Annotated in this window: 26 protein-coding genes; 11 read left to right on the top strand and 15 right to left on the bottom strand. The window is 71.0% G+C overall.

Annotated features, from left to right (window positions below):
• Positions 1-7: 7 nt before the first annotated feature.
• Positions 8-1,015 (top strand): NlpC/P60 family protein, encoded by a 1,008-nt coding sequence (locus ACH4S8_RS20585; protein ID WP_398396677.1) that lies wholly within the window; start codon positions 8-10, stop codon positions 1,013-1,015.
• Between the two features lie 193 nt (positions 1,016-1,208).
• The gene (locus ACH4S8_RS20590) at positions 1,209-1,910 is read left to right on the top strand and encodes a phosphatase PAP2 family protein (protein WP_398395967.1); all 702 of its coding nucleotides are present in this window, start codon (positions 1,209-1,211) and stop codon (positions 1,908-1,910) included.
• 50 nt (positions 1,911-1,960) lie between these two features.
• On the opposite strand, the gene ACH4S8_RS20595 is transcribed toward ACH4S8_RS20590, so the two are convergent.
• Both ACH4S8_RS20595 and ACH4S8_RS20600 read right to left on the bottom strand, forming a co-directional pair.
• On the bottom strand, positions 1,961-3,541 hold the full coding sequence (locus ACH4S8_RS20595; protein ID WP_398395969.1) for an FAD-binding oxidoreductase: 1,581 nt from the start codon (positions 3,539-3,541) through the stop codon (positions 1,961-1,963).
• A gap of 566 nt (positions 3,542-4,107) precedes the next feature.
• Entirely contained in the window at positions 4,108-4,278 is a 171-nt protein-coding gene (locus ACH4S8_RS20600; protein ID WP_398395971.1) for a hypothetical protein, read from the bottom strand.
• A 118-nt stretch (positions 4,279-4,396) separates the two neighbouring features.
• On the opposite strand from ACH4S8_RS20600, the gene ACH4S8_RS20605 reads away from it, so the two are divergent.
• Entirely contained in the window at positions 4,397-5,230 is an 834-nt protein-coding gene (locus tag ACH4S8_RS20605; RefSeq protein WP_398395973.1) for a hypothetical protein, read from the top strand.
• Positions 5,231-5,363: 133 nt separating this feature from the next.
• Complete coding sequence (locus ACH4S8_RS20610) at positions 5,364-5,552, top strand: hypothetical protein (protein ID WP_398395976.1); 189 nt, start codon at positions 5,364-5,366, stop codon at positions 5,550-5,552.
• Between the two features lie 110 nt (positions 5,553-5,662).
• Here ACH4S8_RS20610 and ACH4S8_RS20615 read toward each other — a convergent pair whose 3' ends face one another.
• Positions 5,663-6,019, bottom strand: a complete 357-nt coding sequence (locus tag ACH4S8_RS20615; protein ID WP_398395978.1) for a metal-sensitive transcriptional regulator — start codon at positions 6,017-6,019, stop codon at positions 5,663-5,665.
• A gap of 237 nt (positions 6,020-6,256) precedes the next feature.
• Here ACH4S8_RS20615 and ACH4S8_RS20620 point away from each other — a divergent pair, with 237 nt between their 5' ends.
• Together ACH4S8_RS20620 and ACH4S8_RS20625 are read left to right on the top strand one after the other, a co-directional pair.
• Entirely contained in the window at positions 6,257-6,877 is a 621-nt protein-coding gene (locus tag ACH4S8_RS20620; RefSeq protein WP_037622416.1) for a DUF47 domain-containing protein, read from the top strand.
• Positions 6,878-6,884: 7 nt separating this feature from the next.
• Entirely contained in the window at positions 6,885-7,883 is a 999-nt protein-coding gene (locus ACH4S8_RS20625; RefSeq protein WP_398395980.1) for an anion permease, read from the top strand.
• Between the two features lie 368 nt (positions 7,884-8,251).
• Here the strand turns inward: ACH4S8_RS20625 and pstB are convergent, their stop codons facing one another.
• The 11 genes from pstB to ACH4S8_RS20680 all read right to left on the bottom strand — a co-directional run bounded on the left by pstB (position 8,252) and on the right by ACH4S8_RS20680 (position 20,080).
• Positions 8,252-9,028, bottom strand: a complete 777-nt coding sequence (pstB, locus tag ACH4S8_RS20630) for a phosphate ABC transporter ATP-binding protein PstB (RefSeq protein WP_398395982.1) — start codon at positions 9,026-9,028, stop codon at positions 8,252-8,254.
• 47 nt (positions 9,029-9,075) lie between these two features.
• A complete protein-coding gene (pstA, locus tag ACH4S8_RS20635) occupies positions 9,076-10,134 on the bottom strand; it encodes a phosphate ABC transporter permease PstA (protein ID WP_398395984.1) in 1,059 nt (352 codons plus the stop codon).
• Positions 10,131-11,132, bottom strand: coding sequence for a phosphate ABC transporter permease subunit PstC (pstC, locus tag ACH4S8_RS20640; RefSeq protein WP_398396679.1), 1,002 nt, complete (start codon positions 11,130-11,132; stop codon positions 10,131-10,133). Before pstC ends, pstA begins: the two co-directional genes overlap by 4 nt.
• Before the next feature lie 100 nt (positions 11,133-11,232).
• Positions 11,233-12,363 carry a phosphate ABC transporter substrate-binding protein PstS gene (gene pstS, locus ACH4S8_RS20645; RefSeq protein ID WP_398395986.1) on the bottom strand — a complete coding sequence of 377 codons (1,131 nt, stop codon included), beginning with the start codon at positions 12,361-12,363 and terminating at the stop codon, positions 11,233-11,235.
• Positions 12,364-12,822: 459 nt separating this feature from the next.
• Positions 12,823-13,236: an NUDIX hydrolase gene (locus ACH4S8_RS20650; protein WP_398395988.1), complete on the bottom strand. Its 414-nt coding sequence runs from the start codon at positions 13,234-13,236 to the stop codon at positions 12,823-12,825.
• A 10-nt stretch (positions 13,237-13,246) separates the two neighbouring features.
• On the bottom strand, positions 13,247-14,302 hold the full coding sequence (locus ACH4S8_RS20655; protein WP_398395990.1) for a CHAD domain-containing protein: 1,056 nt from the start codon (positions 14,300-14,302) through the stop codon (positions 13,247-13,249).
• On the bottom strand, positions 14,283-16,514 hold the full coding sequence (locus ACH4S8_RS20660; RefSeq protein WP_398395992.1) for an RNA degradosome polyphosphate kinase: 2,232 nt from the start codon (positions 16,512-16,514) through the stop codon (positions 14,283-14,285). Before ACH4S8_RS20660 ends, ACH4S8_RS20655 begins: the two co-directional genes overlap by 20 nt.
• Before the next feature lie 317 nt (positions 16,515-16,831).
• A complete protein-coding gene (locus ACH4S8_RS20665) occupies positions 16,832-17,827 on the bottom strand; it encodes a hypothetical protein (RefSeq protein ID WP_398395994.1) in 996 nt (331 codons plus the stop codon).
• Positions 17,824-18,777 (bottom strand): hypothetical protein, encoded by a 954-nt coding sequence (locus ACH4S8_RS20670; protein WP_398395996.1) that lies wholly within the window; start codon positions 18,775-18,777, stop codon positions 17,824-17,826. The genes ACH4S8_RS20665 and ACH4S8_RS20670 overlap by 4 nt, the downstream gene beginning before the upstream one ends.
• Positions 18,774-19,697: an ATP-binding cassette domain-containing protein gene (locus tag ACH4S8_RS20675; protein WP_398395998.1), complete on the bottom strand. Its 924-nt coding sequence runs from the start codon at positions 19,695-19,697 to the stop codon at positions 18,774-18,776. The genes ACH4S8_RS20670 and ACH4S8_RS20675 overlap by 4 nt, the downstream gene beginning before the upstream one ends.
• On the bottom strand, positions 19,694-20,080 hold the full coding sequence (locus tag ACH4S8_RS20680; RefSeq protein WP_398396681.1) for a GntR family transcriptional regulator: 387 nt from the start codon (positions 20,078-20,080) through the stop codon (positions 19,694-19,696). Before ACH4S8_RS20680 ends, ACH4S8_RS20675 begins: the two co-directional genes overlap by 4 nt.
• 291 nt (positions 20,081-20,371) lie before the next feature.
• Between ACH4S8_RS20680 and ACH4S8_RS20685 the strand changes: the two genes are divergently transcribed.
• The 5 genes from ACH4S8_RS20685 to ACH4S8_RS20705 are packed head-to-tail and all read left to right on the top strand — an operon-like array spanning position 20,372 to position 24,957.
• A complete protein-coding gene (locus ACH4S8_RS20685) occupies positions 20,372-20,914 on the top strand; it encodes an RNA polymerase sigma factor (protein ID WP_398396000.1) in 543 nt (180 codons plus the stop codon).
• Positions 20,911-21,822, top strand: coding sequence for a zf-HC2 domain-containing protein (locus ACH4S8_RS20690; RefSeq protein ID WP_398396002.1), 912 nt, complete (start codon positions 20,911-20,913; stop codon positions 21,820-21,822). The genes ACH4S8_RS20685 and ACH4S8_RS20690 overlap by 4 nt, the downstream gene beginning before the upstream one ends.
• Entirely contained in the window at positions 21,819-22,679 is an 861-nt protein-coding gene (locus ACH4S8_RS20695) for an ATP-binding cassette domain-containing protein (protein WP_398396005.1), read from the top strand. Before ACH4S8_RS20690 ends, ACH4S8_RS20695 begins: the two co-directional genes overlap by 4 nt.
• The gene (locus ACH4S8_RS20700) at positions 22,676-24,247 is read left to right on the top strand and encodes an ABC transporter permease (RefSeq protein ID WP_398396007.1); all 1,572 of its coding nucleotides are present in this window, start codon (positions 22,676-22,678) and stop codon (positions 24,245-24,247) included. Before ACH4S8_RS20695 ends, ACH4S8_RS20700 begins: the two co-directional genes overlap by 4 nt.
• An 8-nt stretch (positions 24,248-24,255) precedes the next feature.
• Positions 24,256-24,957 carry an ABC transporter gene (locus ACH4S8_RS20705; protein WP_398396009.1) on the top strand — a complete coding sequence of 234 codons (702 nt, stop codon included), beginning with the start codon at positions 24,256-24,258 and terminating at the stop codon, positions 24,955-24,957.
• Between the two features lie 36 nt (positions 24,958-24,993).
• On the opposite strand, the gene mshD is transcribed toward ACH4S8_RS20705, so the two are convergent.
• Complete coding sequence (gene mshD / locus ACH4S8_RS20710) at positions 24,994-25,920, bottom strand: mycothiol synthase (RefSeq protein WP_398396011.1); 927 nt, start codon at positions 25,918-25,920, stop codon at positions 24,994-24,996.
• Between the last annotated feature and the right edge of the window lie 235 nt (positions 25,921-26,155).

The raw sequence follows: 26,155 nt of genomic DNA on the forward strand, positions 1-26,155 counted from the left end.
GGGGCGGTTGACGGTGCGTAAGGCCTGGATCGTGGCGACGGCGGCCGTCGGCGCGGGGATGGGCTTCGTGATGCTGCTCGTCGTCGGCGTCTACCTGGTCGCCGGGAACCTCGCGGGCGGCATCGGCGGCGGTTCGGTCGGGCTCGCCAAGGGCGCCGTACCCGCCGCGTACCGGACCCTCGTACAGAAGTGGGGCAATCTCTGCTCCGCGATCAATCCCGCCCTGCTCGCCGCCCAGTTGTATCAGGAGAGCGGATTCAATCCGAACGCGAAGAGCCCGGCGCAGGCGGAAGGGATAGCGCAATTCATTCCGGGGACGTGGGCCACCCACGGGGTCGACGGCGACGGGGACGGCGTCCGCGACGTATGGAACCCGAATGACGCGATTCCGTCGGCCGCCTCGTACGACTGCGAGCTCGCCTCCTATGTGAAGAACGCTCCGGGAAACGTCACCGAGAACATGCTCGCCGCCTACAACGCGGGCGCCTACGCGGTCATCAAGTACGGGGGCGTGCCGCCGTACGCGGAGACCCGGAACTACGTGAAGACGATCACCACACTGGCCAAGAGCTTCGCGGCCCCGGTCACCCGCGTCGACCCCTCCAAGCAGGCCGCGGCGGCCATCACGTACGCGCAGCGAAAGCTCGGCACGCCCTACTTGTGGGGCGGCAACGGCACGGCTGACCAGGGCGGACGGTTCGACTGCTCGGGTCTGACGAAGGCCTCGTACGACAGTGTCGGGGTGAACCTGCCGCGCGTGGCCAACGACCAGTACAACGCGGGGCCGCACCCCAAGCGGGACGAACTCCTGCCGGGGGACCTGGTCTTCTTCTCGGACGACCTCACCGACTCCCGGGCCATCCGGCACGTGGGCATCTACGTGGGCGGCGGCTACATGATCGACGCTCCCAGACCGGGTGCCGTCATCCGGTTCGACCCCATCGACACGCCCGACTACTTCGGGGCCACCCGGGTGACCGAGGACGGCGCGAAAGCATTGCCCACTTCGGTATGAATCCCCCCGCTGATCTGCGGCGATATCTCTCTTCGATAACGTGTGCGTGATCATTTCGTGGAGGGTGGAACGTATTGGAGGGAACCGTGCGTTCCTTTTGACGTAGAGAACTGATCTACAACCACGGGGGTGGGATCGAGCGGCGCGCGAAAGGGCGCGGCCGCGGGAAAGACGACGAAGGGGCCGCAGCGCCATGGCGCAACTCGCCGAATCCGGTTCGAACCCCGACGTCGACCTGCTCTACGACGTCAACGGCCTGGCCGAGCACGCGCCGCACTGGGTCGACCGGATCATGGAGTTCGTCGGCGAGTGGGGACTCCTGCTCGCGATGGTCCTGCTGGTCGTGTGGTGCTGGTCGACCGTGCGGCGGCGGGGCGGGGCCGACGCGGCGGCGTCCGTGGCCGCCCTCGTCTGGGCACCGCTCGCGGCCGGTCTCGCGCTCCTCGTGAACGTCCCGATAAGGGGTTTCGTGGAGCGCCCGCGCCCCTTCGTCGACCACCAGGGCCTGGACGTCCTCGTGAGCGGCAAGACCGACTTCTCGTTCGTCAGCGACCACGCGACGATCACCATGGCGGTGGGTGTCGGACTCTTCGTCGCCCACCGGAAGTTCGGACTCGCGGGGATCGCGCTGGCGTTGCTGGAAGGGTTCTGCCGGGTCTTCATGGGCGTGCACTACCCGACCGACGTCATCGGCGGGTTCGCGCTCGGCACGGCGGTCGTCCTGCTGCTGTCGCCGCTCGCCATGGCTCTGTTGACCCCGGTCATGAAGGCCGTGGAGGCGACGCCGCGCGCGGGCCGGCTGATCCGCGCGCGCGGCGCCGCACCCGCCGGGAAGGAGCGGCTGCTCCCGGGGGCACGGGCCGAGCACACGGAGGAACGGGACCTCGCCGCGTAGGCGGGCCGGCCCGGGACCGTCCAGAGCGTCCGTGGGCCGGCCCGGGCCGCTCAGAGTGCCTGGGGGAACGAGAAGAAGCGGTTCGGGTCGTACTGGTGCTTCAGGGCCGCGAGGCGGGTGGCCGCGTCGCCGTAGTACGCCTTGCGCCAGTTGGTCAGCGTCGGGTCCGTGTAGTTCTGGTAGGCCGCGCCCGAGGCGTACCGGGACATCGCGTTGTGGGCGCCCGTCAGCCAGGACTGGGCGGTGGTGCCCGAGGTGCCCGCCCGCCAGGACACGATGTACTGGGCGAGCATCCGCGAGCGGCGGTGCACGAACGCGGTGGACGTGGGCGCGACGCGGTTGACGGCGCCGCCGAGCGCGGTGAGCGCGATGCTGCCCGCGCCGCCGCGGACCGCGGAGATCTGGTTCAGGAGCGTCTGGACTCCGGCCGCCGATATCGAGCGGTCGAAGAAGTCCGAGCGGGCCGCGTACGTCTCGCGGCCGAGGGCGCCCTGCGGGCTGCGGCCCGGCGTCGACCCCGGCAGGTGGCACTGGGCGTCCGCGGAGAACGACGAGCAGCCCGCGTACACCTCCATCGACTCCTCGTACGAGCGCCGCTTGAGGGAGACGCTGCGCGCGGGGGAGCCGATCCGGTCCGCCAGCCGGTCCACCGCGTTCTGGAGCTCGCCGTAGGTGCCGAGGGAGAAGGCGGCTATGGAGACGGTGGGGGTGCCGCCGGCCGCGCCCGCCAGGTGGCAGGACGACCAGATCTCGTCCGGCTGGCTCGGGCCCCACTCCTGCCAGGCCTTCACCACGGCGGCGGCCTTGGCCCACGGCCAGGTCATGTACGCCGAGACGCCCTGCGGCGCCGGGTGGGTCTTGAAGCGGAGCTCGGTGACGACGCCGAAGTTGCCGTTGCCGGCGCCGCGCAGCGCCCAGAACAGGTCCTTGTTCTCGGTCGCGTTCGCGGTGAGCTGCCTGCCGTCGGCGGTGATCAGCGTCGCCTGCGTGAGGCTGTCGCAGGTCAGTCCGTACGCCCGCGACACGACGCCGTGGCCGCCGCCCAGGGTCAGGCCGGAGACGCCCACCGTGGGGCAGGAACCGGCGGGGATGGTGACGCCCTTCGCGGCCAGCGCGCGGTAGACGTCGATCAGCTTGGAACCGGCGCCGACGACCGCCTCGTTCGCCGAGGCGCGGATCTTGTTCAGCTTGGAGACGTCGATGATCAGACGGCCGTCGCCGGAGGACCAACCGGCGTAGGAATGGCCGCCGTTGCGGATGGACACCTTCACGCCGTGGGCGCGGGCGTAGTCCATGGTCGTGCGGATGTCGTCGGCGTGCGCGACATAGGCGACGGCGGCGGGCTTCAGGTTGTCGAAGCGCGTGTTGTACAGCTGGTGGGCGGCGGGCCAGCTGTGGTCGCCGGGGCGGACCAGGGTGCCGTCCAGCTGGTGGCCCAGCGCGATCCAGTTGGCGGCCGCGCGGTCGGCCGTGGTCGCCGTACGTATCCCGGTGGTCCCGGACGCGGTGTTCGCGGCGCTCGTGCTCGCGGCCTTGTTGTCGGCGCCGCCCTTGTCGCCGCCGGCGCAGGCGGACGTCGCCGCCGCCGCGAGAACGGCGGTGGCTCCGCCGATGAACGAACGCCGTTGCATATGTGCCTCCCGTGGGTTCCGTGGAACGAGACGGGCCCCCGGGCCCTGGGGTTCCGCGGCTGTGTCCCAGAACGGCTACAGCACACCGCATCCCAGCACGTCGGGTTCCGGGGCGGTTCGGCGGGGGCGGGTTCGCTCGCGCTGGCGTCGCGGTGTCGGCCGGTGGGTGGGTCGGGGCCGTGCCGGTACATCCGCCCGCATCCGGACGGATCCCAGCGGCGTCGCGAAGTGGGCGTGGGTGACGATCCGTCCGGCCTGCGGGCATCTGATGTACCGGCACGGCCCCTTCCGCGCGTACCCGGCTGCGGGTGCGCAGTGGCTTGGGCAGCACGGTCCCTTCCGCGCGTACCCGGCTGCTGGTGCGTCGTGGTGGCCGGTCCGCATTTCATCCCCGGCCGGGGAAAGTTCAGCCCCTCCGGCGTTTGAGGAGCTGGGTCTGGGGCGGAGCCCCGGGGACGATGGGGGTCCCCCTGGTCGAGCGAAGCCGAGACCTTGGGGGAGGGCAGGGGCGGAGGGGGCGAGAGAAGGCTGGCGGGGGTGCGCGTTCCGGGGCGGGGCGGAAGGTGTCAGGCGGTCACTGCCAAGGCGTGGGTCGTCGCGTCCGTGCGGGCCTGGCTTCTGGCGCGGCGGGCCGGGCCCCGCCAGCCGCAGGTGCAGCGGGCCAGGCAGAAGGGGCCTTGCTCGACCGTGGTCGTCCGGTGGCCGGGGAGTGGGTCGGTCTCGTCCAGATGCTCCACACCCACAACGTTACCCAAGCCGGGCGAACGGATTCCTGCCGCGTGACGGGCGTCCCCACCTGTCGTTAACCGGAACGACGGGAAGGCCCGGGACGGACCGGCTGGGGGTCGGTGGACGATGGTGGCGCAGCAGCAGGAACGGGCGACGGTCCTGGTCGCGTGCGTGGCGGCGGGGCTCATGGTCTGTGGCACCGGGTGCTCGGGCAGCGGAGTGGCCGCGGAGGCCGTCCGCACCGGACCCGGCACCCTCGAGACGTTGCGCCGGGCGGTGTCCGCCCTGGAGCGCGCCGGCAGCGCGAAGGCCAGTACGTCCATGGAGATGGCCACCGGTGGGACCCGGGTCACCATCCGCGGGCAGGGCGTGTACGACTTCAGGAAGCAGACCGGGCGGCTGAAGGTGGTGCTGCCGCAGGACCCGGCGGGCACGACCGAGCACCGTCCGATCACCGAACTCCTCGCTCCGGGAGCCCTGTTCATGAAGAACCGGGGTGCCGGAGTGCCCGCCGACAAATGGGTGCGCGTGGCGACGGCCGGGCTCACGGACGGCAATCTGGTCACCGGCGGCGCCACCGACCCGTACGCCGCGGCCGAACTGCTGCGCGGCGCGCGGTCGGTGACCTACGTGGGGAGGACCGAGGTCGCCGGGATCCCGGTGCGGCACTACCGCGGGACCGCCGACCTCGGGGTCGCCGCGCGGGGCGCCTCGGCGGGGCAGCGGCCGGCGCTGACGGCGGCGGCGAAGGGGTTCGCCACCGCCGAGGTGCCGTTCGACGCCTACCTCGACGACCAGGGGCGGCTGCGCAAGGTCCGGCACCGCTTCAGCTTCGTCAACGGACAGAGCAAGGGCACCGTCGACGTCGCCTCGACGCTCCTGCTGTACGACTTCGGCAGCCCGGCCGTCGTACGGCTGCCGGATTCCTCGGACATCTACGCGGGGAAGATCGCGGAGTAGTGGCTTCCGGCGGGACGGGCAAGACCATCCGGAGCCGTAGCTTCGGAGGAGGGCTGGAAATGGCCCTTCCGTGCCATGCGCGGTGCGTAGGCCGCTCCCTACTCTAGGAAGTCGGTGACGGCAGGAAGAGGTGATGCGCGTGGCTCCGGTCGGCGGTACGGCAGTTCAGGACCACGTGGCCCTCGCCGAGATCGACCTGTGCGGCGAGCTGATCATCGCGGCTTCGGCGGCACACGAGGACCGCCTCAGTCTGGAGAGCATCGACGCGGTGCTGAAAGTGGCCGAAGAGCGCGCTCCTGAGCAGCGGCGCGCGGAGGACTAGTCCTTTCCGGCCCTGTCCCGGTGTCCGAGGTGCGCACGTCGCGGATGTCACATGCGTCGTATCTCTCATGTTTCGCGCATTTCGTGTGACGTCCGCGTCCGGCGGGCCGCTCAGGTGCGCAGCAGGCGGCCGATCGCCTTCGTCGCTTCCTCGACCTTCGCGTCGATCTCGTCGCCGCCCTTGAGTGCCGCGTCCGCCACGCAGTGCCGCAGGTGCTCCTCCAGGAGCTGGAGCGCGAAGGACTGGAGGGCCTTGGTGGAGGCGGACACCTGGGTGAGTATGTCGATGCAGTAGACGTCCTCGTCGACCATCCGTTGGAGGCCGCGGATCTGCCCCTCGATGCGGCGCAGCCGCTTCAGGTGTTCGTCCTTCTGCTGGTGGTAGCCGTGGATGCCGCGGTCGTGGTCGGTCGCGATCTCCTGCGCGTCGCCGGAGGGCACCGCCTTGCCGGCCTCGGTGGTCGTCATCGCGTCCTCCTGCTGGATCCGATCGGCGATCCTGTCTGAAACGCCACTTACATATACCCCTGGTGGGTATATCGTACCGAACTTTGCTGGGTAGGGAGTCCTTGCCCGGCGCCGGTACCGGACCCCGTGCCGATCACTGTGTCTGATGGGCGACACTGGGTGGCGGCCCATTAGCCGTGGCCGGATGATGCGCCTAGCATCAGCCTGACCGAATCGAAGCACCCCGAGGACCTCAACGTGCGCTTTCGTCTGACCCCCAGGGAGACGAGCTTCTACGACATGTTCTCCGCATCCGCGGACAACATCGTCACGGGCTCGAAACTCCTGATGGAACTGCTCGGGGCGGACGCTTCCGCCCGGGCCGAGATCGCAGAGCGCATGCGGGCCGCGGAACACGCTGGTGACGACGCGACACACGCGATCTTCCACCAGCTGAACTCCTCCTTCATCACGCCCTTCGACCGCGAGGACATCTACAACCTCGCCTCGTCCCTCGACGACATCATGGACTTCATGGAGGAGGCCGTCGACCTGGTCGTCCTCTACAACGTCGAGGAACTCCCCAAGGGTGTCGAGCAGCAGATCGAGGTCCTGGCGCGGGCCGCGGAGCTGACCGCCGAGGCCATGCCCAACCTGCGGACCATGGACAACCTCACGGAGTACTGGATCGAGGTCAACCGCCTGGAGAACCAGGCCGACCAGATCCACCGCAAGCTGCTGGCCCACCTCTTCAACGGCAAGTACGACGCCATCGAGGTGCTGAAGCTCAAGCAGATCGTGGACGTGCTGGAGGAAGCGGCCGACGCGTTCGAGCACGTGGCGAACACGGTGGAGACCATCGCCGTCAAGGAGTCCTGACCCGTTCATGGACACCTTCGCTTTGATCGTGACCATCGGGGTCGCGCTCGGTTTCACGTACACGAACGGCTTCCACGACTCGGCGAACGCCATCGCCACCTCCGTGTCCACGCGTGCCCTGACGCCGCGGGCCGCGCTCGCCATGGCCGCGGTGATGAACCTCGCCGGCGCGTTCCTCGGCAGCGGGGTCGCCAAGACCGTCAGTGAGGGGCTGATCCAGACGCCCGAGGGCTCGAAGGGGATGGGCATCCTCTTCGCGGCGCTCGTCGGCGCGATCACTTGGAATCTGATCACCTGGTACTTCGGACTGCCGTCCTCGTCCTCGCACGCCCTGTTCGGCGGCATGGTCGGCGCGGCCCTGGCCGGCGGCACGACGGTCTACTGGAGCGGGCTGCTCGACAAGGTCATCATCCCGATGTTCCTGTCGCCGCTCGTCGGTCTGCTCGTCGGCTATCTCGTGATGGCCGTGATCATGTGGCTGTTCCGGCGGTCCAACCCGCACAAGACCAAGCGCGGCTTCCGTATCGCGCAGACGGTGTCCGCGGCCGGCATGGCGCTCGGACACGGTCTCCAGGACGCCCAGAAGACGATGGGTGTCGTGGTGATGGCGCTGGTCATCGCCGGTGAGCAGGGGCCGAACGACCCGATTCCGGTCTGGGTGAAGATCGTCTGCGCGACGATGCTGTCGCTGGGCACGTACGCGGGCGGCTGGCGCATCATGCGGACGCTCGGACGGAAGATCATCGAACTCGATCCGCCGCAGGGGTTCGCCGCGGAGACGACCGGTGCGTCGATCATGTTCACCACGGCCTACCTCTTCAAGGCGCCGATCTCCACGACCCATGTCATCACCTCGGCGATCATGGGTGTCGGGGCGACGAAGCGGGTGAACGCCGTGCGGTGGGGTGTCGCCAAGAACATCGTCCTCGGCTGGTTCATCACCATGCCGGCCGCGGCTCTCGTGGCCGCCGCCAGCTTCTGGGTCGTGAACCTGGCGTTCCTGTAGGGCGTGATCGCTGCCGGGGTGCCCGGCGGTGCGCGGGCCGGTCCTTCGGGGCCGGCCCTTTGCGTTTCTCGCCCCCTCCGCCCCTTCCCGTCCCCGGGGGCTGCCGCCCCCGGACCCCCGCATCGGCCCGGACGGCCTCGTCCTCAAACGCCGGACGGGCTGAAGATCGGTGACCGGGGTGTCCCGTGCCCGGACTCGGCACGGGGGTGGGAAGACGTGGGCGCGGGAAAACGAACCAGTCCCCCCCCCGGGAGCCGGGGGCCCGGTAAGGCGAACGGGCCCGCCCCCGGGAGCCAGGGGCGGGCCCTTCTCGTCCTCGCGGTGGCACCGCCATGCAGCACCGCGAGGGGTTTCGGGAGGCGGTCCGGTCAGCCGAAGCGACCGGAGATGTAGTCCTCCGTGGCCTGGACGGACGGGTTGGAGAAGATGCGCTCCGTGTCGTCGATCTCGATGAGGCGGCCGGGCTGGCCCACCGCGGAGAGGTTGAAGAACGCGGTGCGGTCGGAGACCCGGGCGGCCTGCTGCATGTTGTGCGTCACGATGACGATCGTGAAGCGCTCCTTCAGCTCGCCGATCAGGTCCTCGATGGCGAGGGTGGAGATCGGGTCCAGGGCCGAGCAGGGCTCGTCCATGAGCAGGACCTGCGGCTCGACCGCGATCGCCCGCGCGATGCACAGACGCTGCTGCTGACCGCCGGACAGGCCGGACCCGGGCTTGTTCAGCCGGTCCTTGACCTCGTTCCAGAGGTTCGCGCCCTTGAGGGAGCGCTCCACGATGTCGCCGAGCTCGGACTTCTTGTAGGTGCCGTTCAGCTTCAGGCCCGCCGCCACGTTGTCGAAGATCGACATGGTGGGGAAGGGGTTGGGGCGCTGGAAGACCATGCCGATGGTGCGGCGCACGGCCACGGGGTCTATGCCGTTCCCGTACAGGTCCTCGTCGTCGAGGAGAACCTTGCCCTCGACACGCCCGCCGGGGGTGACCTCGTGCATGCGGTTCAGGGTGCGCAGGAAGGTCGACTTGCCGCAGCCGGAGGGGCCGATGAAGGCCGTCACGGAGCGGGGCTCGACCGTCATCGAGATGTCTTCGATCGCCTTGTGGGCGCCGTAGTAGGCGGTGAGACCGCTTACGTCGATTCGCTTGGCCATGTCAGTCACTGCTTCTTTCGGAAGGATCGGGTCGCTGATCGGCCGCGTCAGCGGCCCGTCTTGGGTGCCTTCCAGCGCGCGATGGCGCGGGCGCCCATGTTGAGGATCATGACGAACAGGATGAGGGCGAGTGCCGCTGCCCAGGCCCTGTCGGTGGACACCGGGGTTCCCGCGGAGTACTGCCGGTAGATGTACAGCGGCAGCGAGGCCTGCGGGCCGTCGAACGGGTTGTTGTTGATGAAGTTCGTACCCCACACCAACAGCAGCACGGGAGCGGTCTCACCGGTGATGCGCGCGACCGCGAGCATCACGCCCGTGGTGATGCCGCCGATGGACGTCGGCAGGACCACCTTGAGGATGGTGCGCCACTTCGGGATGCCGAGTGCGAGGGAGGCCTCGCGCAGCTCGTTCGGGACGAGCTTGAGCATCTCCTCGGTGGAGCGGACCACCACGGGCATCATCAGGATCGACAGGGCCATCGCGCCGGCGAAGCCGGAGTAGCCCATGCCCATGATCAGGATCCAGAAGCTGAGAACGAACAGGCCGGCGACGATCGACGGGACACCCGTCATGACGTCGACGAAGAAGGTGACCGCCTTGGCGAGCTTGCCGCGGCCGTACTCCACCAGGTAGATCGCGGTGAGCACACCGATCGGCACGGCGATGAGCGAGGCGATGCCGACCTGCTCCAGGGTGCCGATGATCGCGTGGTAGATGCCACCACCGGTCTCGGTGTCGGCGACCACACCCATGGAGTGGCTCAGGAAGTAGATGTCGAAGACCGCGATGCCGCGCTTGAGGGTCTCCCAGATCAGGGAGACCAGCGGGATGACGGCGACGATGAAGCAGACCCAGACCAGGCTGGTGGCGACGCGGTCCTTGGCCTGGCGGCGGCCCTCGACGCGCGCGGCGGACACGTACGTACCGAGGATGAAGACGATCGCGGCGATCAGGCCCCACTGGACCTTGCTGTCCAGGCCGGCGGCGAAGGAGATCCCCACCCCGACCGCGACGGATCCCGCCGCGACGGCCCAGGGGGACCACTTCGGGAGGCTGCCTCCGCGCAGTGTGCTGGCGTGCTTGCGGGTGACGGGTGCGTTGCTCATGCGTTGGCCCCCGAGTACTCCTTGCGGCGGTTGATGATGAAGCGCGCCGCGCCGTTCACCAGCAGGGTGATCACGAACAGGACGAGACCCGAGGCGATCAGGGCGTCCTGGCCGAACACGGTGGCCTCGTTGAACTTGGCCGCGATGTTCTGTGCGAAGGTGCCGCCGCCCGGGTCGAGCAGGCTGGCCTGGATGTCGAAGGTCGGGGAGAGCACGGTGGCGACGGCCATCGTCTCGCCGAGCGCGCGGCCGAGGCCGAGCATCGAGGCGGAGATCACGCCGGAGCGGCCGAAGGGCAGCACCGACATGCGGATGACCTCCCAGCGCGTGGCGCCGAGAGCGAGTGCGGCTTCCTGGTGCATCTGCGGTGCCTGGCGGAAGACCTCACGGCTCACGTTCGTGATGATCGGAAGGATCATGATCGCGAGCAGGATGCCGACGGTGAGCATGGAGCGGGGCGCTCCCTGCTGCCAGCTGAAGATGCCGGTCCAGCCGAAGTAGGTGTTGAGCCAGCCGAACAGCCCGTTCATGTGCGGTACGAGGACGATGGCGCCCCAGAGGCCGTACACGATGGAGGGGACGGCGGCGAGCAGGTCGATCACGTACGCGATGGGTCCGCCGAGCTTGCGCGGCGCGTAGTGCGTGATGAACAGCGCGATGCCGACGGCGACCGGGACCGCGAGGGCCATGGCGATGATCGCGGAGACCACCGTGCCGAAGGCCAGCACCGCGATGCCGAAGACCGGCGGCGTGAAGCCGGTGTTCCACTCGAAGGTGGTGAGGAAGTTGCCGTGGTTCTTGCTGAGCGCGAGCGAGGCGCGGTAGGTGAGGAAGACCGCGATGGCGGCCATGATCACCAGGAGGAGGATGCCGGAACCGCGGGAGAGCGCGAGGAAGACGCGGTCTCCGGGGCGGGTGGCGCCGCGGGCGGCCCTTTTGCGGCTGGCCGATCGTGGCGTGGGGGGAGGCGCTTCAGTGCTTTGAGTCGATATGTCCATCATGAGTCTCCGGTCTGCGGAGCCGGATCGAGTGGCGGCTCCAGGCGGCGGTGCACCGGACGGTGCGGCCCGCCTCGGCGAGGCGGGCCGCACACTCGGGTCAGCTCAGGTTCGAGATGGTGGAACGAACCTTGGTGATGATCTCGGCGGGGATCGGCGCGTACTTGGCGGCGGTGAGCTGCGCCTGGCCGTCCTCGCTCGCGGTGTAGGTGAGGAAGGCCTTCGTGGCGGCGAGCGTGTCGGCCTTGTTGCCCTTCTCGCAGAGGATCTCGTAGGTGACCAGCGTGAGCGGGTAGGCGCCCTCGGCGGTCGGCTTGTAGTTCATCTGGAGGGCCAGGTCGTTGCCGGTGCCGACGACCTTGGCGGAGGAGATCGCCTTGGTGGCGTTCTCGACGGTGGCGGCGGCCGGGGTGGCGGCGGCGGTCTTGAGCGAGGCGGCCTTGACGCTGCCGGTGGCGTAGGAGAGCTCGAAGTACGAGATCGCGCCGGGGGTCTGGTTCACCTGCTGGGCGAGACCGGCGGAACCCTGGGCGGACTGGCCGCCCTTGGCCTGCCAGGCCTTGCCGCCGGAGTACTTCCAGTCCGACGGGACGGTGGCGATGAGGTACTTGGTGAAGTTGTCCGTGGTGCCGGACTCGTCCGAGCGGTGGAAGGCCTGGATCTTGGTGGAGGGAAGCTTCGCGTCGGGGTTCAGGGCCTGGATGGCCTTGTCGTCCCACTTCGTGATCTTGCCGTCGAAGATCTTGGCGAGCGTGGAGGAGTCCAGGACGAGGTTGTCGACACCGTCGAGGTTGTAGCCGATCGCGATGGGGCCGCCGACCATGGGCAGGTCGATCGCGGAGTTGCCGCCGCAGACCTTCTTGGCGGCCGTGGCCTCTTCGGGCTTGAGCGGCGAGTCCGAACCGGCGAACGCGGTCTGGCCCTGGGTGAACGCGGTGACGCCGGCGCCCGAACCGGTCGGGTTGTAGTTGATCTGGACGTCCTTGCAGGCGGCCGTGAAGGCCTTCGTCCAGGCGTCGATCGCGTTCTTCTGCGCGGAGGACCCGGAGGCCTGCAGCTGACCCTTGGCGTTGTCGCACTTGATGGCGCTGTTGTTGCTGGCCGAGGCCGAGCTGCCGCCACCGCTGGTGTTGCCGGTGTCGTCAGAACCGCACGCCGTGAGGGCCAGGGCGCCGGAGACGGCGAGAGCACCGAGGGTGAGGGCCCGCCGGTTCATGCGCTGAAGCTTCACTTCGGGAGTTCCTTCCAGGAGCCGCCGTCAGGTGGCGGCGTGCGATGTCTGTGAACTGCGATCCGTAGCGATGTGAAGGGTTCGCCCTGGGGCGTCGTTCGCACCGCGTAAGGCCGAAATTAGGCAGATCAGGTGAAGGCGCCGAAGGGCATAAGTGAACGGAGGGTGAACCCCTGACGGCGGTGCGGTGAGGTCACGGAACGCTTACGCCGAGGACACGGCTATGTCCCGGCCGAAGGGTCCGGAAGGGAAACTCCAGGTAATCGAACGGGTGTGGCCGCGATACGCGGCGCCCATGTTCCCGTCACAGCTCATTCGCCCCGATTTCCTCATGAGCAACAGCGAAGGGCGCGCTCGTCACGGTGAGTGGCCGCCGTCGGCGCCCCAGGTGCGTTCGCGCGCATGCCGAGGCGCCGCGCCGGATGCCAGGAGCGGCGCCCTTACTTACAGGGGAACACGTCAGGCCGGACGCAGCGCGTCCAGCAGCGCGTCGACCAGGTCGCGGTCGCGGGGCTGGGTCAGACGGTGGCGTGCGGCGGTGGGGGAGAGCCAGAGCACACGGTCGACCTCGTCGTTCGGGGCGAAGCGGCCGTCGCCCGCCTCGGCGGCCCAGTAACGGACCTCCTTGGGGCGTTCGCCGACGACATAGCGGAGCGTGGGAAGGACGGCGCCGGGGACGGCGCCGTAACCCGTCTCCTCCTCGACCTCGCGCAGCGCGCCGGTCAGGAACTCCTCGCCGCGTTTCAGCTTGCCCTTCGGGTGCGACCAGTCGTCGTACTTGGGCCGGTGGACGAGGCAGATCTCCAGCGCGGAGTCGACCGGGGAGCGGCGCCACAGGACGCAGCCCGCCGCGTGGATGGTGTCGTCGGCCATGGGGCCTCCCTCAGGGAGTGGGTACGGCTTCCTTCTGCCAGGCCTGCTGGAAGGCGAACCGGGCCGCCTCCACCTCGTGCCGCTGGTCGGCGTGCAGCACACCGAGCGCGTACGCCGTCGCCGGCGCGATGCGCGGGGTGCGGGCCGCGGACGCCGCGGCCGAGGCCGCCTCCGCCGCGTCCCGGTGCCGGTTGAGCGCGGTGCCCGCGCCGAGCAAGCGCATGTCGACGGGGCACTCTCCGCGGTGCAGCACCTCGTGGGCGTAGCGGTGCAGCCGCAGCAGCAGCCGGACCTGGTGCCAGGGCGCGTCCTGCGGCTGGGGAGCGGTGTCGGCGGAGAGGCCGTGCACGAGGGCTTCCGCGTTGTACGGGCGGCCCGCGACGACCAGCGGCAGCGCGCTGACGGCGTCGGACAGCCGGTCCTGGGCCGCGGCGGCCAGCGGACGCAGATCGGTGGTGTCCGCGGCCGGGGCCAGCGGAACCTCGCTGGCGAGGACGGCGACGCTGTCGGCGACGGCGTGGAAGCGGGAGGAGCCGAGCGCCTGGAGGGCCGCCGAGTGGGCGCGGGTGCGGGCGAGCGTCAGCTGGCGGTCGAGGAGCGCGCCCGCCTTCGCGGCGCCGACGGTGAGACTGCCCGCCCTGGAGGCGGCCGGGGCCCGCCCGGTCTGGCCGGGCAGGGCGGCCGTGCCGGACAGCCGGTTCAGCGCGCCGATCAGCCGTTCCAGGCGGGCGGCATAGGCGTGTTCGCGCGCCAGGGTGCCCGAGAGCCAGGCCAGTTCGGGGCGCATCCCCTCCGACCAGTCCGCGTCCAGGAGCGGCCGGAAGGTGTGCAGGCTGCCGCTGATGCGGCGGGCGGAGTGGCGCAGGGCGCGCGCCGCGTCGCCGGACTCCCCTCCTCCGTTCGCCGCGCCACCGGTCTCCCGGTGCTGGCGCAGCGAACGGAGGAATTCCGTGGCCTGGGCCCGCAGATAGCCCGCCAGGGCGTCACCGAGGGGGGTGTCTCCCCTGTCGGGAGGGGCCGTCGCGGCCACGGAACCGGTGGGGGGATCAAGGTGCTGCTGTGCCACGCCGGCGCCTCCGGGCGTCTATGAGCATCTCCTGGACGTTCCGCAGGGGTTGTCCCTCCGCGTCGGTCGCGTGGCGGATCCACTCGCCGTCGGGGCCGAGGTGCCAGGAGGCCGTGGTGTCGGACATGCCGGTCTCCAGCAGCCGGTTGAGGGCTGCGCGGTGAGCCGGGTCGGTGACCCTGACCAGGGCCTCGATCCGCCGGTCGAGGTTGCGGTGCATCATGTCGGCGCTGCCTATCCACACCTCGGGTTCGCCTCCGTTGCCGAAGGTGAAGACCCGGGAGTGCTCCAGGAAGCGGCCGAGGACGGAGCGGACCCGTATGTTCTCGGACAGGCCCGCGACACCGGGGCGGACGGCGCATATGCCGCGCACCCACACGTCGACCGGCACACCGGCCTGGGAGGCGCGGTACAGCGAGTCGATGAGCGCCTCGTCCACCATCGAGTTGACCTTGATGCGGACGAAGGCGGGACGCCCGGCCTTGTGGTGCTGGATTTCCTTGTTGATCCGTGCGATCAGGCCGTCGCGCAGGGACTTGGGCGCGACGAGCAGACGGCGGTAGGTCTCGCGGCGCGAGTAGCCCGAGAGCCGGTTGAAGAGGTCGGAGAGGTCGGCGCCGACCTGGGGGTCGGCGGTGAGCAGTCCGAGGTCCTCGTAGAGCCGGGCGGTCTTCGGGTGGTAGTTGCCGGTGCCGACGTGGGAGTAGCGGCGCAGGGTCTCGCCCTCCTGCCGGACCACGAGCGACAGCTTGCAGTGGGTCTTCAGGCCGACGAGGCCGTACACCACGTGGCAGCCGGACTCCTCGAGCTTGCGGGCCCACTTGATGTTCGCCTGCTCGTCGAAGCGGGCCTTGATCTCGACCAGGACGAGGACCTGCTTGCCGGACTCGGCCGCGTCTATCAGCGCGTCCACGATCGGCGAGTCGCCGGAGGTGCGGTAGAGCGTCTGCTTGATGGCGAGCACGTCCGGGTCGGCCGCGGCCTGCTCCAGGAAGGCCTGCACCGAGGTGGAGAAGGAGTCGTACGGGTGGTGCAGCAGGACGTCGCGCTCGCGCAGGGCGGCGAAGATGTCCGGCGGGGAGGCGGACTCGACCTCCGCGAGGTCGCGGTGGGTGCCGGCGATGAACTTGGGGTACTTCAGCTCGGGCCGGTCGAGGGAGCCGATGCCGAAGAGGCCCGTGAGGTCCAGGGGACCCGGCAGCGGGTACACCTCCGCCTCGGAGATCTTCAGCTCGCGTACGAGGAGGTCGAGGACGTAGCGGTCGATGGACTCCTCGACCTCCAGGCGCACGGGCGGGCCGAAGCGCCGCCGCATGAGCTCCTTCTCCAGGGCCTGCAGGAGGTTCTCGGCGTCGTCCTCCTCGACCTCCAGGTCCTCGTTGCGGGTGAGCCGGAAGGTGTGGTGCTCGAGCACCTCCATACCGGGGAACAGTTCCTCCAGGTGGGCCGCTATGACGTCCTCGATGGGGACGTAGCGGTTCGGGGAGGCCTCCAGGAAGCGGGAGAGCAGCGGCGGGACCTTGACGCGCGCGAAGTGGCGGTGGCCGCTGACCGGGTTGCGCACGACGACGGCGAGGTTCAGGGACAGGCCCGAGATGTACGGGAAGGGGTGCGCGGGGTCGACCGCCAGCGGGGTCAGGACCGGGAAGATCTGGTGCCGGAAGAGAGTGAACAGGCGGGCCTGCTCCTTCTCGGTCAGCTCGCTCCAGCGGACCAGGTGGATGCCCTCCTCCGCGAGCGCGGGGGCGACGTCCTCCTGGTAGCAGGCCGCGTGCCGGGCCATGAGTTCCCGGGAGCGGGCCCAGATCATCTCCAGGACCTCGCGGGGCTGGAGGCCCGAGGCGGACTTGGTGGCCACGCCGGTGGCGATGCGGCGCTTGAGGCCTGCCACCCGGACCATGAAGAACTCGTCCAGGTTGCTGGCGAAGATCGCCAGGAAGTTGGCGCGCTCCAGAAGGGGCGTGTTCGGGTCCTCCGCGAGTTCCAGAACGCGTTCGTTGAATGCCAGCCAGCTGCGCTCGCGGTCCAGGAACCGGCCTTGCGGCAGCATGATCCCGTCCTGCTCGGCGTCCTCGTACTCGTCGAGGTCGGCGTCGAGGTCGGGCTCCAGATCGGACACGTTCGCCGCGACGGTGTGCGGACGGTGGGCGGCGATGGAGCCCACGGAGGGCTGCGGGTGCTGCACGGGTGCCTGGGCGCTTCGCTGGTTCATGGACCCATTCTTCCGTGCCGGAGGCGAGACCGGCGCGTCGGAGAGGGCGGGCACGAGAGCGCCGATGCGGAAGTTCCCGTTCCGTTCGGCTGGTGTGCGCTGACTCCGCGTGGACGGTGCGGACTCGTTCTCCGGCGGGGGAGAAGGCTCGGGCACGGCGGGCTGCATTTCCCGAGCGTCGCAAGGTCACCTGAATCGATGGTTACGGCGACATGACGTGCGGGATATCTGGGGGAGGCTCCCGGACGTCCGCACGTCCGGGAACCGTGTACGCGCCCACCCGCGCCGGAACGCGCGCCCGCCGGTGCTACCGCGGGTCACACGAGGCGGCGGCGCAGCAGCGCGAAGGCCGCGGCGGCCGCGAGCCCGGCGACGGCCAGGAGCAGGCCGCTCTCCACGAGCTGGAGGGGCCAGAAATGGGACTCCGGCTGGTACGTCGTCCAGAAATCGGCCATCCCCGACCGCTCCAGGCACTTTCCGAGGGCGGCACCGTCGGTTCCGACGCAGGATGCGTTGGTGACCAGCCGCTCGCCGCCGCTGGTGACGGCACCGTGTTCGAGGACCAGGGAGCCGTACGGGATCTGGAACGCGGCCTGCCCGGTCGCCGTCTCGGCGGGCCACAGGCTCATCCGGAACCCGTCCAGCACCTCGTGCAGGACGTACGCCGCGGCGAGGGCGGCCGCTGCGGCGGGCAGGGCCCTGCGCAGGACCAGCCCCGCGAGCGCGCCGAGGGCGAGGCCCGCGAGGGCGTACGCGACGGCCACCGGCCCGGAGGAGATGAAGACGTTCGTGTTGAACCAGCCGCCGGACAGGCCCTCGTTCCCGGCACGGCGGGTCCAGTTGCCGAGCAGGAACGCCAGTGTCGTGCCCGCCGTGAGCAGAACCGCGGGGACGGCGAGCCTGGTGGCGAGCCAGCGCGCCGGGGTGACGGACTGGGTCCAGGCCAGCCGTGCCGTGCCGCTCTCCAGTTCACGGCCGGTCAGCGCGGCACCCGCCCAGGCCGCGACCGCGTACATCAGATACGTGACACAGCCGGAGACCAGGGCGAGGGCGTAGGTGTGGACCTTGTGCGCCGTGGTCTCCCGGAAGGGTCCGCAGTCCAGCGAGAACGGCTCCCTCGCGTCGCAGCCGCCGACGAAACGGGTGGTGGGTCCGGCGGCGTGCATCCAGATCAGGGCCGCCGCGACGATGAGCAGGGCGGCGCCCCAGACGTACAGGGCCGTGCGGTGCAGGCGCAGCACGGTCCAGGTCAGGCCGGACGGCCGGTACGGGGCAGGGCGGGACGGGCGTCGGCCGGTGGCCAAGGTGCTCATGAGGTCGACCTCTTCCTCAGGACGGCGAAGGCGGCGGCGACCAGGATCGCGGTGGCGGCCAGCAGGACGCCGGTCTCCAGGAGCTGGCGGGGCCAGTAGTCGGGGGAGGGGAGGTACTCGCGGGTGAAGCCGACGACGTGGTGCCGGGCCAGGCAGGGGCGGCTGAGGTAGCAGCCCGGGTCGGGGATCTCCTTGCCCGCAGAGGTGATCGCCCGGCTCCGGACGGACAGGTCGGGCTGCTGGTAACTGCCCTGGAAGGGCCAGGAGTTCGCACGGAACGCGATGACGGCGCCCTGTACGAGCCCGGCGACGGCGAGAGCGGGCAGGGTGCGGCGCAGTGCGAGACCGGCGAACGCGCCGACGGCCAGACCGAGGAGCGGTGCGGCGACCGTGGCCGGGCCGATGGCGAAGTACACGGCCCGCGGTCCGATGCCGGCCAGCAGCAGGTTGCCGTGGGCGTCCCACAGCATCCGGTACAGCACGACCAGCAGGCCCGTGCCGACGGTGACGAGCAGCGCGGGCACCGCCAGTCCGGCGGCGAGCCAGCGGGCCGGCGTGACGGACTGGGTCCAGGCGAGCCGGGCGGTGCCGTTCTCCAGTTCGCGGGCGGTCAGCGAGCCGGCCGCGAAGACGGCGACGGCGAACGAGGCGATGTTCAGCAGGGAGGCCGGGTCGTGGAAGAGGTCGTTGTAGGAGCCTGAGAACACCGAGCCGATGATGCCGGAGGTCCAGGCGTCGTCCTGCACGCCCGCGTAGCCGAAGGTGTCGAGCAGGTGCTGGGTGTGGGCGGCGCCGGGGCCGTACAGCCACAGCAGCAGTCCGGCGGTGAGCACGACGAAGCCGGTCCAGATCCACAGTGCGGTGCGGTGCAGCCGCAGGACCGTCCAGACCAGGCCGCGCGGCACGGGCAGGGTACGGCGTACGGGAGCCGTCGGGGCGGAGGCGCTCATCGGGCCACCGCCGCGGGGGCCGGGGTCGTGCCGGGGGTGAGCAGCGCGGGAGCCCCGGGGGACCGCAGATGGGCGAGGAGCAGTTCCTCCAGGGAGGGGCGCTCGGTCTGCCAGCGCTCGTCCACCGGTCCGTCGTTGCGTATCAGGGCGGTGAGGCCGCGTCCGGCGGCGCGGGACTCGACCACGAGGTGGGGGGCGAGGTCGGCGGGGGTGCCGCGGCCGGTCACCACGGTGTGCGCGAGGAGCAGGTCGTCCAGGCCGCCGCCGAGCCGGATGCGTCCGTCTCCCAGGAGGAGCAGGTGATCGCAGGCGTCGGCGAGTTCGGTGACGATGTGCGAGGACATCAGCACCGTGGTCCCGCGTTCGGCGGCGTCCGCCATCAGGGTGCCCAGCAGCTCGTGGCGGGCCAGCGGGTCCAGGTCGGCCATCGGTTCGTCCAGCAGCATCAGGTCGGGCCTCTTGCCCAGCGCGAGGGCGAGTGCCACGCGGGTGCGCTGGCCCCCGGAGAGCCTTCTGACCTTGGTCCCGGGGTCGAGCGATCCCTGCTCCACGACCGCGGCAGCGTGTGCGGCGTCCCAGCGGGCCGGGTTGAGCTCGGCGCCCAGACGCAGGGTCTCGGCGATCGTGAGCTGGGGGTGCAGGGGCTTGTCCTGGGCCAGGTAGGCGATGCGCTCGCGCGCCTCGGCCGGGCCCGCGCCGAGCACGGTGAGGGTGCCGGCGGCGGGTCGCAGCAGCCCGGCCAGGGTCGCCAGCAGCGTCGACTTGCCGGCGCCGTTGGGGCCGACGAGGGCGCTGACCCGTCCGGCCGGGAGGAGGAAGGAGCAGCCGTCCAGGGCCGCCGCGGAGCGTCGGCCGTGGCGCACGGTGAGACCGTGCGCCTCTACGGCGACGGTGGATCGGGTGGTGCTGGTGGAACTCACTGGTCCCCCTTCGGGAAATGTGCGTCCAGTACGGAGGCGAACAGCGCCGCCACGTCCTCGTGGTCGAGGCCGGCGGCGCGGGCGCTGCGGGCCCAGGCGTCGAGCTCGTCGCGCAGCGGCGAGTCGGCGGGGGCGGCGCCCAGCGTTCTGCGGACGAAGGTGCCGAGGCCGCGCCTGGCCTCGACCAGTCCCTCGCGCTCCAGCTCGCGGTACGCCTTCAGGACGGTGTTCGGGTTGATGGCGGTGGCTTCCACGACCTCGCGGGCCGTGGGGAGCTTGTCGCCCGGTTCGAGGAGACCGAGCCGGAGCGCCTGCTTCGTCTGCTGGACGATCTGGACGTAGGTGGCGACGCCACTGCGCCGGTCGATGCGGTACACGACCACTCGGACAACCACCCTTTCACTAATTGAGTAGTGAAAGGGTGGTGCAAGATGGTGGTCGCGGTCAAGTCGCGGATGAACGGACGGAGTTGTTCCGCCGGTGGATCGGCCCGGACCACCGGCGGATCCGCTGCTGGATCCAACCGGGCCCACCGATGCACCCGTTGACGAATCCGCTGGTGAAAGCGGTGATCGGCGTCGTGGAGGATCCAGTGGTCCGGTAGGCGGGCGAGGCGTCCGGAAATTCCCGGCCGATGTGTGAACCGATCGGCGGGGCTCGTCCGATGAGGGGATGTGAGGGAAACGAGAAGCGACGGAGAGCTGCTGCGGGCCATCGCGGCGGACGGGGACCGTCGCGCCTTCGAAGAGCTGTACCGGCGGTACGCGCCATGGCTGACCGCGCGGCTGCGCGGCCGGTGCGCCGACGCCGGGATCGTCGACGACGTCGTCCAGGAGACCTTCCTCGCCGTGTGGCGCGGCACCGCCCGCTACCGCGAGGAGGGCGACCCGGCTGGCTGGCTGTGGCGCATCGGCTCCAGGCGCCTCGTCGACACGATGCGCGGCGACGGCGCGCGCGGCCGGCTCCGCAGCGCGCTGGCCCGGCTCCGGCACCGCGACGAGGCCTCGGCCGAGGAGCGCGTGCTGGCGGGCGTCGAACACGGCGACCTGGCGGGCGCGCTGACCAGACTCTCGCCCGAACTCCGGACGGTGCTCCAGGCCACGGTGATCGACGGACTCACCACCAGGGAAGCGGCCGTCCTGCTCGGTATCCCGCCGGGCACGGTCAAGACGCGGGCACTGCGTGCGCGCAAGCAGTTGCGGGAGGCGTTGGCATGAGCGACGACCGTCACGGAAGCGATGGCAGCGAGATGAACGGTGACAGCCGTACGACCTGGCATGTGCCGGAGGAAGACCTTCGGGCCTATGTGCAGGGAGAGTTGGCGGTGCCCCGCCTGTGGTCCGCCGACACCCACCTCGCCGCGTGCGCGCGGTGCCGGCAGGCGCTGGCCGGGATCAGCGATCCGGTCGCCCTGGACGTCGGCTGGGAGCGGCTCGACGCCGAGCTCGACGCCCCGCGGCCGGGCCCGGTCGAGTGGCTGCTCGTCCGGCTCGGCGTCGCCGACCACACGGCACGGCTGCTGACCGCCTCCCCCGCGCTGCGCCGCTCCTGGCTGGGCGCGATCGGCGCCCTCCTCGTCATGACCGTCGCCGCGGCCGACCTGGTGCGGGCCGGGGCCACGCCCACCCTCTTCCTGGCCCTCGCGCCGCTGCTCCCGCTCGCCGGGGTCGCGGTGTCCTACGGCCCGGGGATCGACCCGACGTACGAGATGTCCGTGGTCTCGCCGATGCACGGCTTCCGGCTCCTGATGATCCGCACGGTCGCGGTCCTGTCCGTGTGCCTGGGGCTCAACGGCCTGGCCACCCTCGCCCTCCCCGCCTACGGGCTGCAGGCCCTGGCGTGGCTGCTGCCCGCCCTCGCCCTCACCGCGACCGGGCTCGCGCTCAGCTCCCGGCTCGGCCCCGTCCTCGCCCCCTCACTGGTCGGCGGCGGCTGGGCCGTCCTGCTCCTCGTGGCCCGGGCGAACACCGAGCCCCACACCACGCTCGCCCCGTTCACCGCAGCGGGCCAGGGCGTCTCCGGGGCCGTCGCGGTCCTGGCCGCCGTACTCCTCTATCTCGCGCGGGACCGGTTCGACGCGTCGCGCCTCCCGTTCACCGACATCACCGACAGGAACGCAGCATGATTCCCACCGTCTCCGCCTCCGGCCTGAGCCTCCGCTTCGGCGGGACGCTCGCGCTCGACGAGGTCACCCTGCGCCTCGGAGAAGGCGTCACCGGACTCCTCGGGCCCAACGGCGCCGGAAAGACCACCCTGTTGCGGGTGCTCGCCACCGCCGTGCCCGCCGACCGGGGCTCCTTCACCGTCCTCGGCCACGACCCGGGCACCACCGCCGGACGCCTGGACGTGCGGCGCGCGCTGGGCTACCTCCCGCAGACACCCGGCTTCCACCAGGACTTCTCGGCCTTCGAGTTCGTCGACTACGTGGCGATCCTCAAGGAGCTGACCGACCGCACCGCCCGCCACCGCGAGGTGCGCCGGGTGCTGGAGGCCGTCGGCCTGTCCGACGTGCGCGGCAAGCGCATCAAGCGGCTGTCCGGCGGCATGCGCCAGCGGGTCGCGCTGGCCGCCGCGCTCGTCGGCGCCCCCGGCTTCCTCGTCCTCGACGAACCCACCGTCGGCCTCGACCCGGAACAGCGCATGCGCTTCAGGGAACTGATCGCCCAGGCGGGAGAAGGACGCACCGTCCTGCTCTCCACCCACCAGACCGAGGACGTGGCGATGCTGTGCCACCGGGTGATCGTCATGGACGCCGGCCGCATCCGTTTCGAGGGCACACCCGCGGAGCTCACCGAACGGGCGGCCGGGCGGGTGTGGAGCAGCGCGGAGCGCGATCCGTCCGCCCGGGCCGGATGGCGCACGGGCACGGGCGCCTTCCGCAACGTCGGCGATCCGCCCGCAGGCGCCGCCCTTCTCGAACCGACCCTGGAGGACGGCTACTTGCTCACCCTCGACGCCCAGGCCACGGAGGTGGCGGCATGAGCGCCCTCACGGACACGATCACGCAGGCGGCCCCCACGGGGGTGGAGCCGCCTGCCCGGGGCAGGGAATCCCGGTCGGCCGCGATCCTGGCCCTCGCCCGCTTCGAAGCACGCGAACTGCTGCTCCAGATCCCGGTCCTGGTCTTCCTCGCGCTGTATGTCGGCTATGTCGGCTGGAGGTTGTTCCTCGGGGGTGACGGCATGGACGACTTCCCGGTCCTCCAGGACGCCGACCGGGCCACCCAGCCGACACCCATACTGCTGGCCGTAGCGGTGTTCATCTGCGTCAACCGCGCCGTGCTGCGGTCCCGCCGGCAGTCCACCGACCAGCACTTCGACATCCTGCCCATGGAGCACTGGCGGCGTACGGTGGCGCACGCGCTGTCCGTCCTGCCCCTCGGCGCGGTCACCGCGATCGTCGTCGGCTTCCAGTACACCTGGGCGGCGCTGAAGCCCGGCGCCGTCGGTCACGGCTCGCCCGCCGAACTGGTCGTGGGCCCGCTGCTGGTCCTGCTGGCCGGTGTCCTGGGTGTCCTGCTCGCCCGGGTGATACCGGTCGGGTTCGTCGCACCGCCCTTCGTGATCGGTGCGTTCGTCCTCAGCACCCTGGTCTCCGCGCTCACCCAGGGAAAGCACTGGGTGCGCTGGCTCGGACCCGTCGTCGAGGACGAGGGCGCCGACCCCTTCCCCTCCGAACTGCTGGGCCGCCCGGCCGCCTGGCACGCGCTCTACCTGACGGGCCTCGTGGTCCTGCTGCTCTGCGTCGCCGTGCTGGTGAGCGGCGGCCGGACGAGACTGCTCACGTTGGTGACCGCCCTCGCGCTCGCCGCGACGGCCGTCGGCGTCGCCGGGCAGTCCCCGGACGAGTCCGCCTCGCTGATCGCGGCCCGCACCAAGGCGTCCGTCAGCCCGCAGAAGGAACAGACCTGCGTGCGGCACGGACGCTCCACCTACTGCGCCTTCCCGGAGTGGGCCGGCCGCACCGCCGACTGGGCCGACGCCGTGGACCGCATCCAGTCCCGCGCGGGCGGCTCCGCCGGAGGCGAGCGGCTGACCGTGCGCCAGTGGATCGACGCCCGCTACGGCCTGCAGAGCGATGCCGCGATCTCGCCCTCCACCACGCCCGGGTATGTCACCGTCGGCACGCGCTGGGGCGGCAACCGCCTTCCCGAGTTCGCGGTCGGCGTCGCCTCGGTCCTGGTCGCGGGCACCGAGAAAGCCGCCGGCCAGATGTGCGACGCCCGCGTGGTGACCACCATGTGGCTGGCGCTGAGCACCCAGCCGGACCCGATGCAGTCCCTGCGCGACGTCCGGATCGACGACAGCATCAAGGGCCCCGCCACCGCGCTGGCCCTCACCAGCCCCGTCTCCATGTCCGCCCAGCAGACCACCGTGGTGCGCGAACTGCTCCAGAAGCCGCACTACAGCGTCGCCGCGAAGGTGAAGGCCCACTGGACGGAGCTGACGTCCCCGAAGACGTCCACGGCACGGGTGGCCGAACTGCTCGGCGTGCCGGTCGGTGGCAAGGCGACCGCGGCGGACTCGGAGAGCGGCTCGTGCGGGGAGTAGCGAAGACGGTGACAGAGACTTCCGCCGACCGCCTCACGGAAGCCGCCGGGCCCCCTCCCGCGCACGTCGTGGCCCGCGCCCTGGTCCGCCCGGTGTGGCGCAGCCTGCCCCGGTGGGCGGTGCTGACAGGCGCCGTCCTCGGGCTGCTGCTGGCCGGCTCCTCCCGGACGGTCTCCGGTCCACCGGACCCGTGGTTGTGCCTCAATCTGCTGCGGGCCGCCGCCCTCGCCTTCGGCCTGGGACTGGCGTTCCTGCTCGACGATCCGGCCCGGAACACCACGGCCGCGGTGCCGACCAGGCGCCCGGTGCGGACCGGGCTGCGGCTGGCGCTCGTCGTGCCGTTCATGGCGGTGTGCTGGACGGCCGCGCTGTTCCTCGTCCCCGCCAAGGGCCGGCCCCCGGTGGGCGCGATCACCCTGGAGGCAGCCGCCGTCATGGTTCTCGCGCTGGCCTCCGCGCTCGTCGCCGTGCGGTACTCGGAGGCCGGCGAACCGGGGACCGCGATATCCGCCGGACTCGTGGGCACGTTCCTCGGCGCCGCCCTGCTGCTCCCCCAGCGCTGGGAGCTGTTCGTCGGGCCGTCCGACCCGCACTGGGACGACGCGCACCGGCGCTGGGCGGCCGTCCTGGTCGTGGCGGTGCTGGTGGGGGTCCGCTCCCTGGCCGAACCCCTGCGGCGACGCCGGACAACCGCCCTTGCCCAGCGCTGACTTCGGCCTCCGAAGCGGTGCTCGTGGATCGAGGGCTCAGGACTCCGTCCGGTACATCAGGTCCGTCTCGTGGGTGACGAAGCCGAGACGCTCGTAGACGGAGACCGCCGCCTTGTTGTCGGCGTCGACGTAGAGCATCGCGGTGGGCAGGGCCTGCGCGGCGAGGTGGCGCAGTCCGATCGTCGTCAGCGCCTTCCCCAGCCCGCCGCCCTGGGCGCCGGGGCGCACACCGAGGACGTACACCTCGCCCAGCCTCTCCTCGGCATGGACCTTGGTCCAGTGGAAGCCGACGAGTTCGTCGCCGCGGAAGGCGAGGAAGAAGCCGGCCGGGTCGAACCAGGGCTGTGCGATCCGGTCGTCCAGGTCGCGCTGGGTGAGGGACCCCTGCTCGGGGTGGTGGGCGAAGGCGGCGGCGTTCACGGCGAGCCAGGCGGCGTCGTCCTGGCCCGGCACGAAGGTCCGGACGGCCACTCCCTCCGGCAGCTTCGGCTCGGGCAGGCCGAGGTTCTCCAACGGGCGGCGCATCTGGCGCAGTTCGCGGAAGAGGGTGAGGCCGAGGACCTGGGCGAGATGCCGGGCGGCGGAGTGACCGCCGTGCGCCCACACCCGCAGCCGCTTCCCGGACTCGTTGAGCATCGCCGAACCGAGCGCCCGGCCGTGCCCGTGCCCCCGGTGCGCCGGATGGACGACCAGTTCGGCGGCCGGGGCCTCGACCGGGTCGGTGTCCTCCAGCTGTGCGTAGCCGATCAGTTCGTCGCCGACGGTCAGCAGCAGATGCCGGACGCCCTCACGGCTTCCGCCCTTCAGCTGGAGCCGCCCCTGCTCGGACACGGCTTGCTGTCCATCGGCCCGAGCGGCTTCCGAGAGCAGCCGGAGCACGTCCTCGGCCTGGTCCGGGGAGAGCACGGAGCAGGCCTCGATGGAGCGGGAGAGAGCGAAGGGTGCCGCGTCGTCGCTGGTCATGCATACGAGGGTACGGCTCGGCGATGGAGGGACAAGGAGTTGGGCGATACGGACACGGATCGTGGCGAGGAGGGACGATCCGGGGAGACCGCGGCGTGTTCCGCGGACCGGCGCAGAGGCTCGAAGGGCTGCCCGACGGTGCCCGGCGGACGGCGATGACGTGGTTGTCGGTTCTCGGTGCGGTGATGTCAATCAGTCCGTAACCGCCGGGCCCTTCCGCGCTACGCGCGTTGAT

This window comes from Streptomyces sp. NPDC021080, assembly GCF_044333225.1.
Lineage (GTDB): Bacteria > Actinomycetota > Actinomycetes > Streptomycetales > Streptomycetaceae > Streptomyces.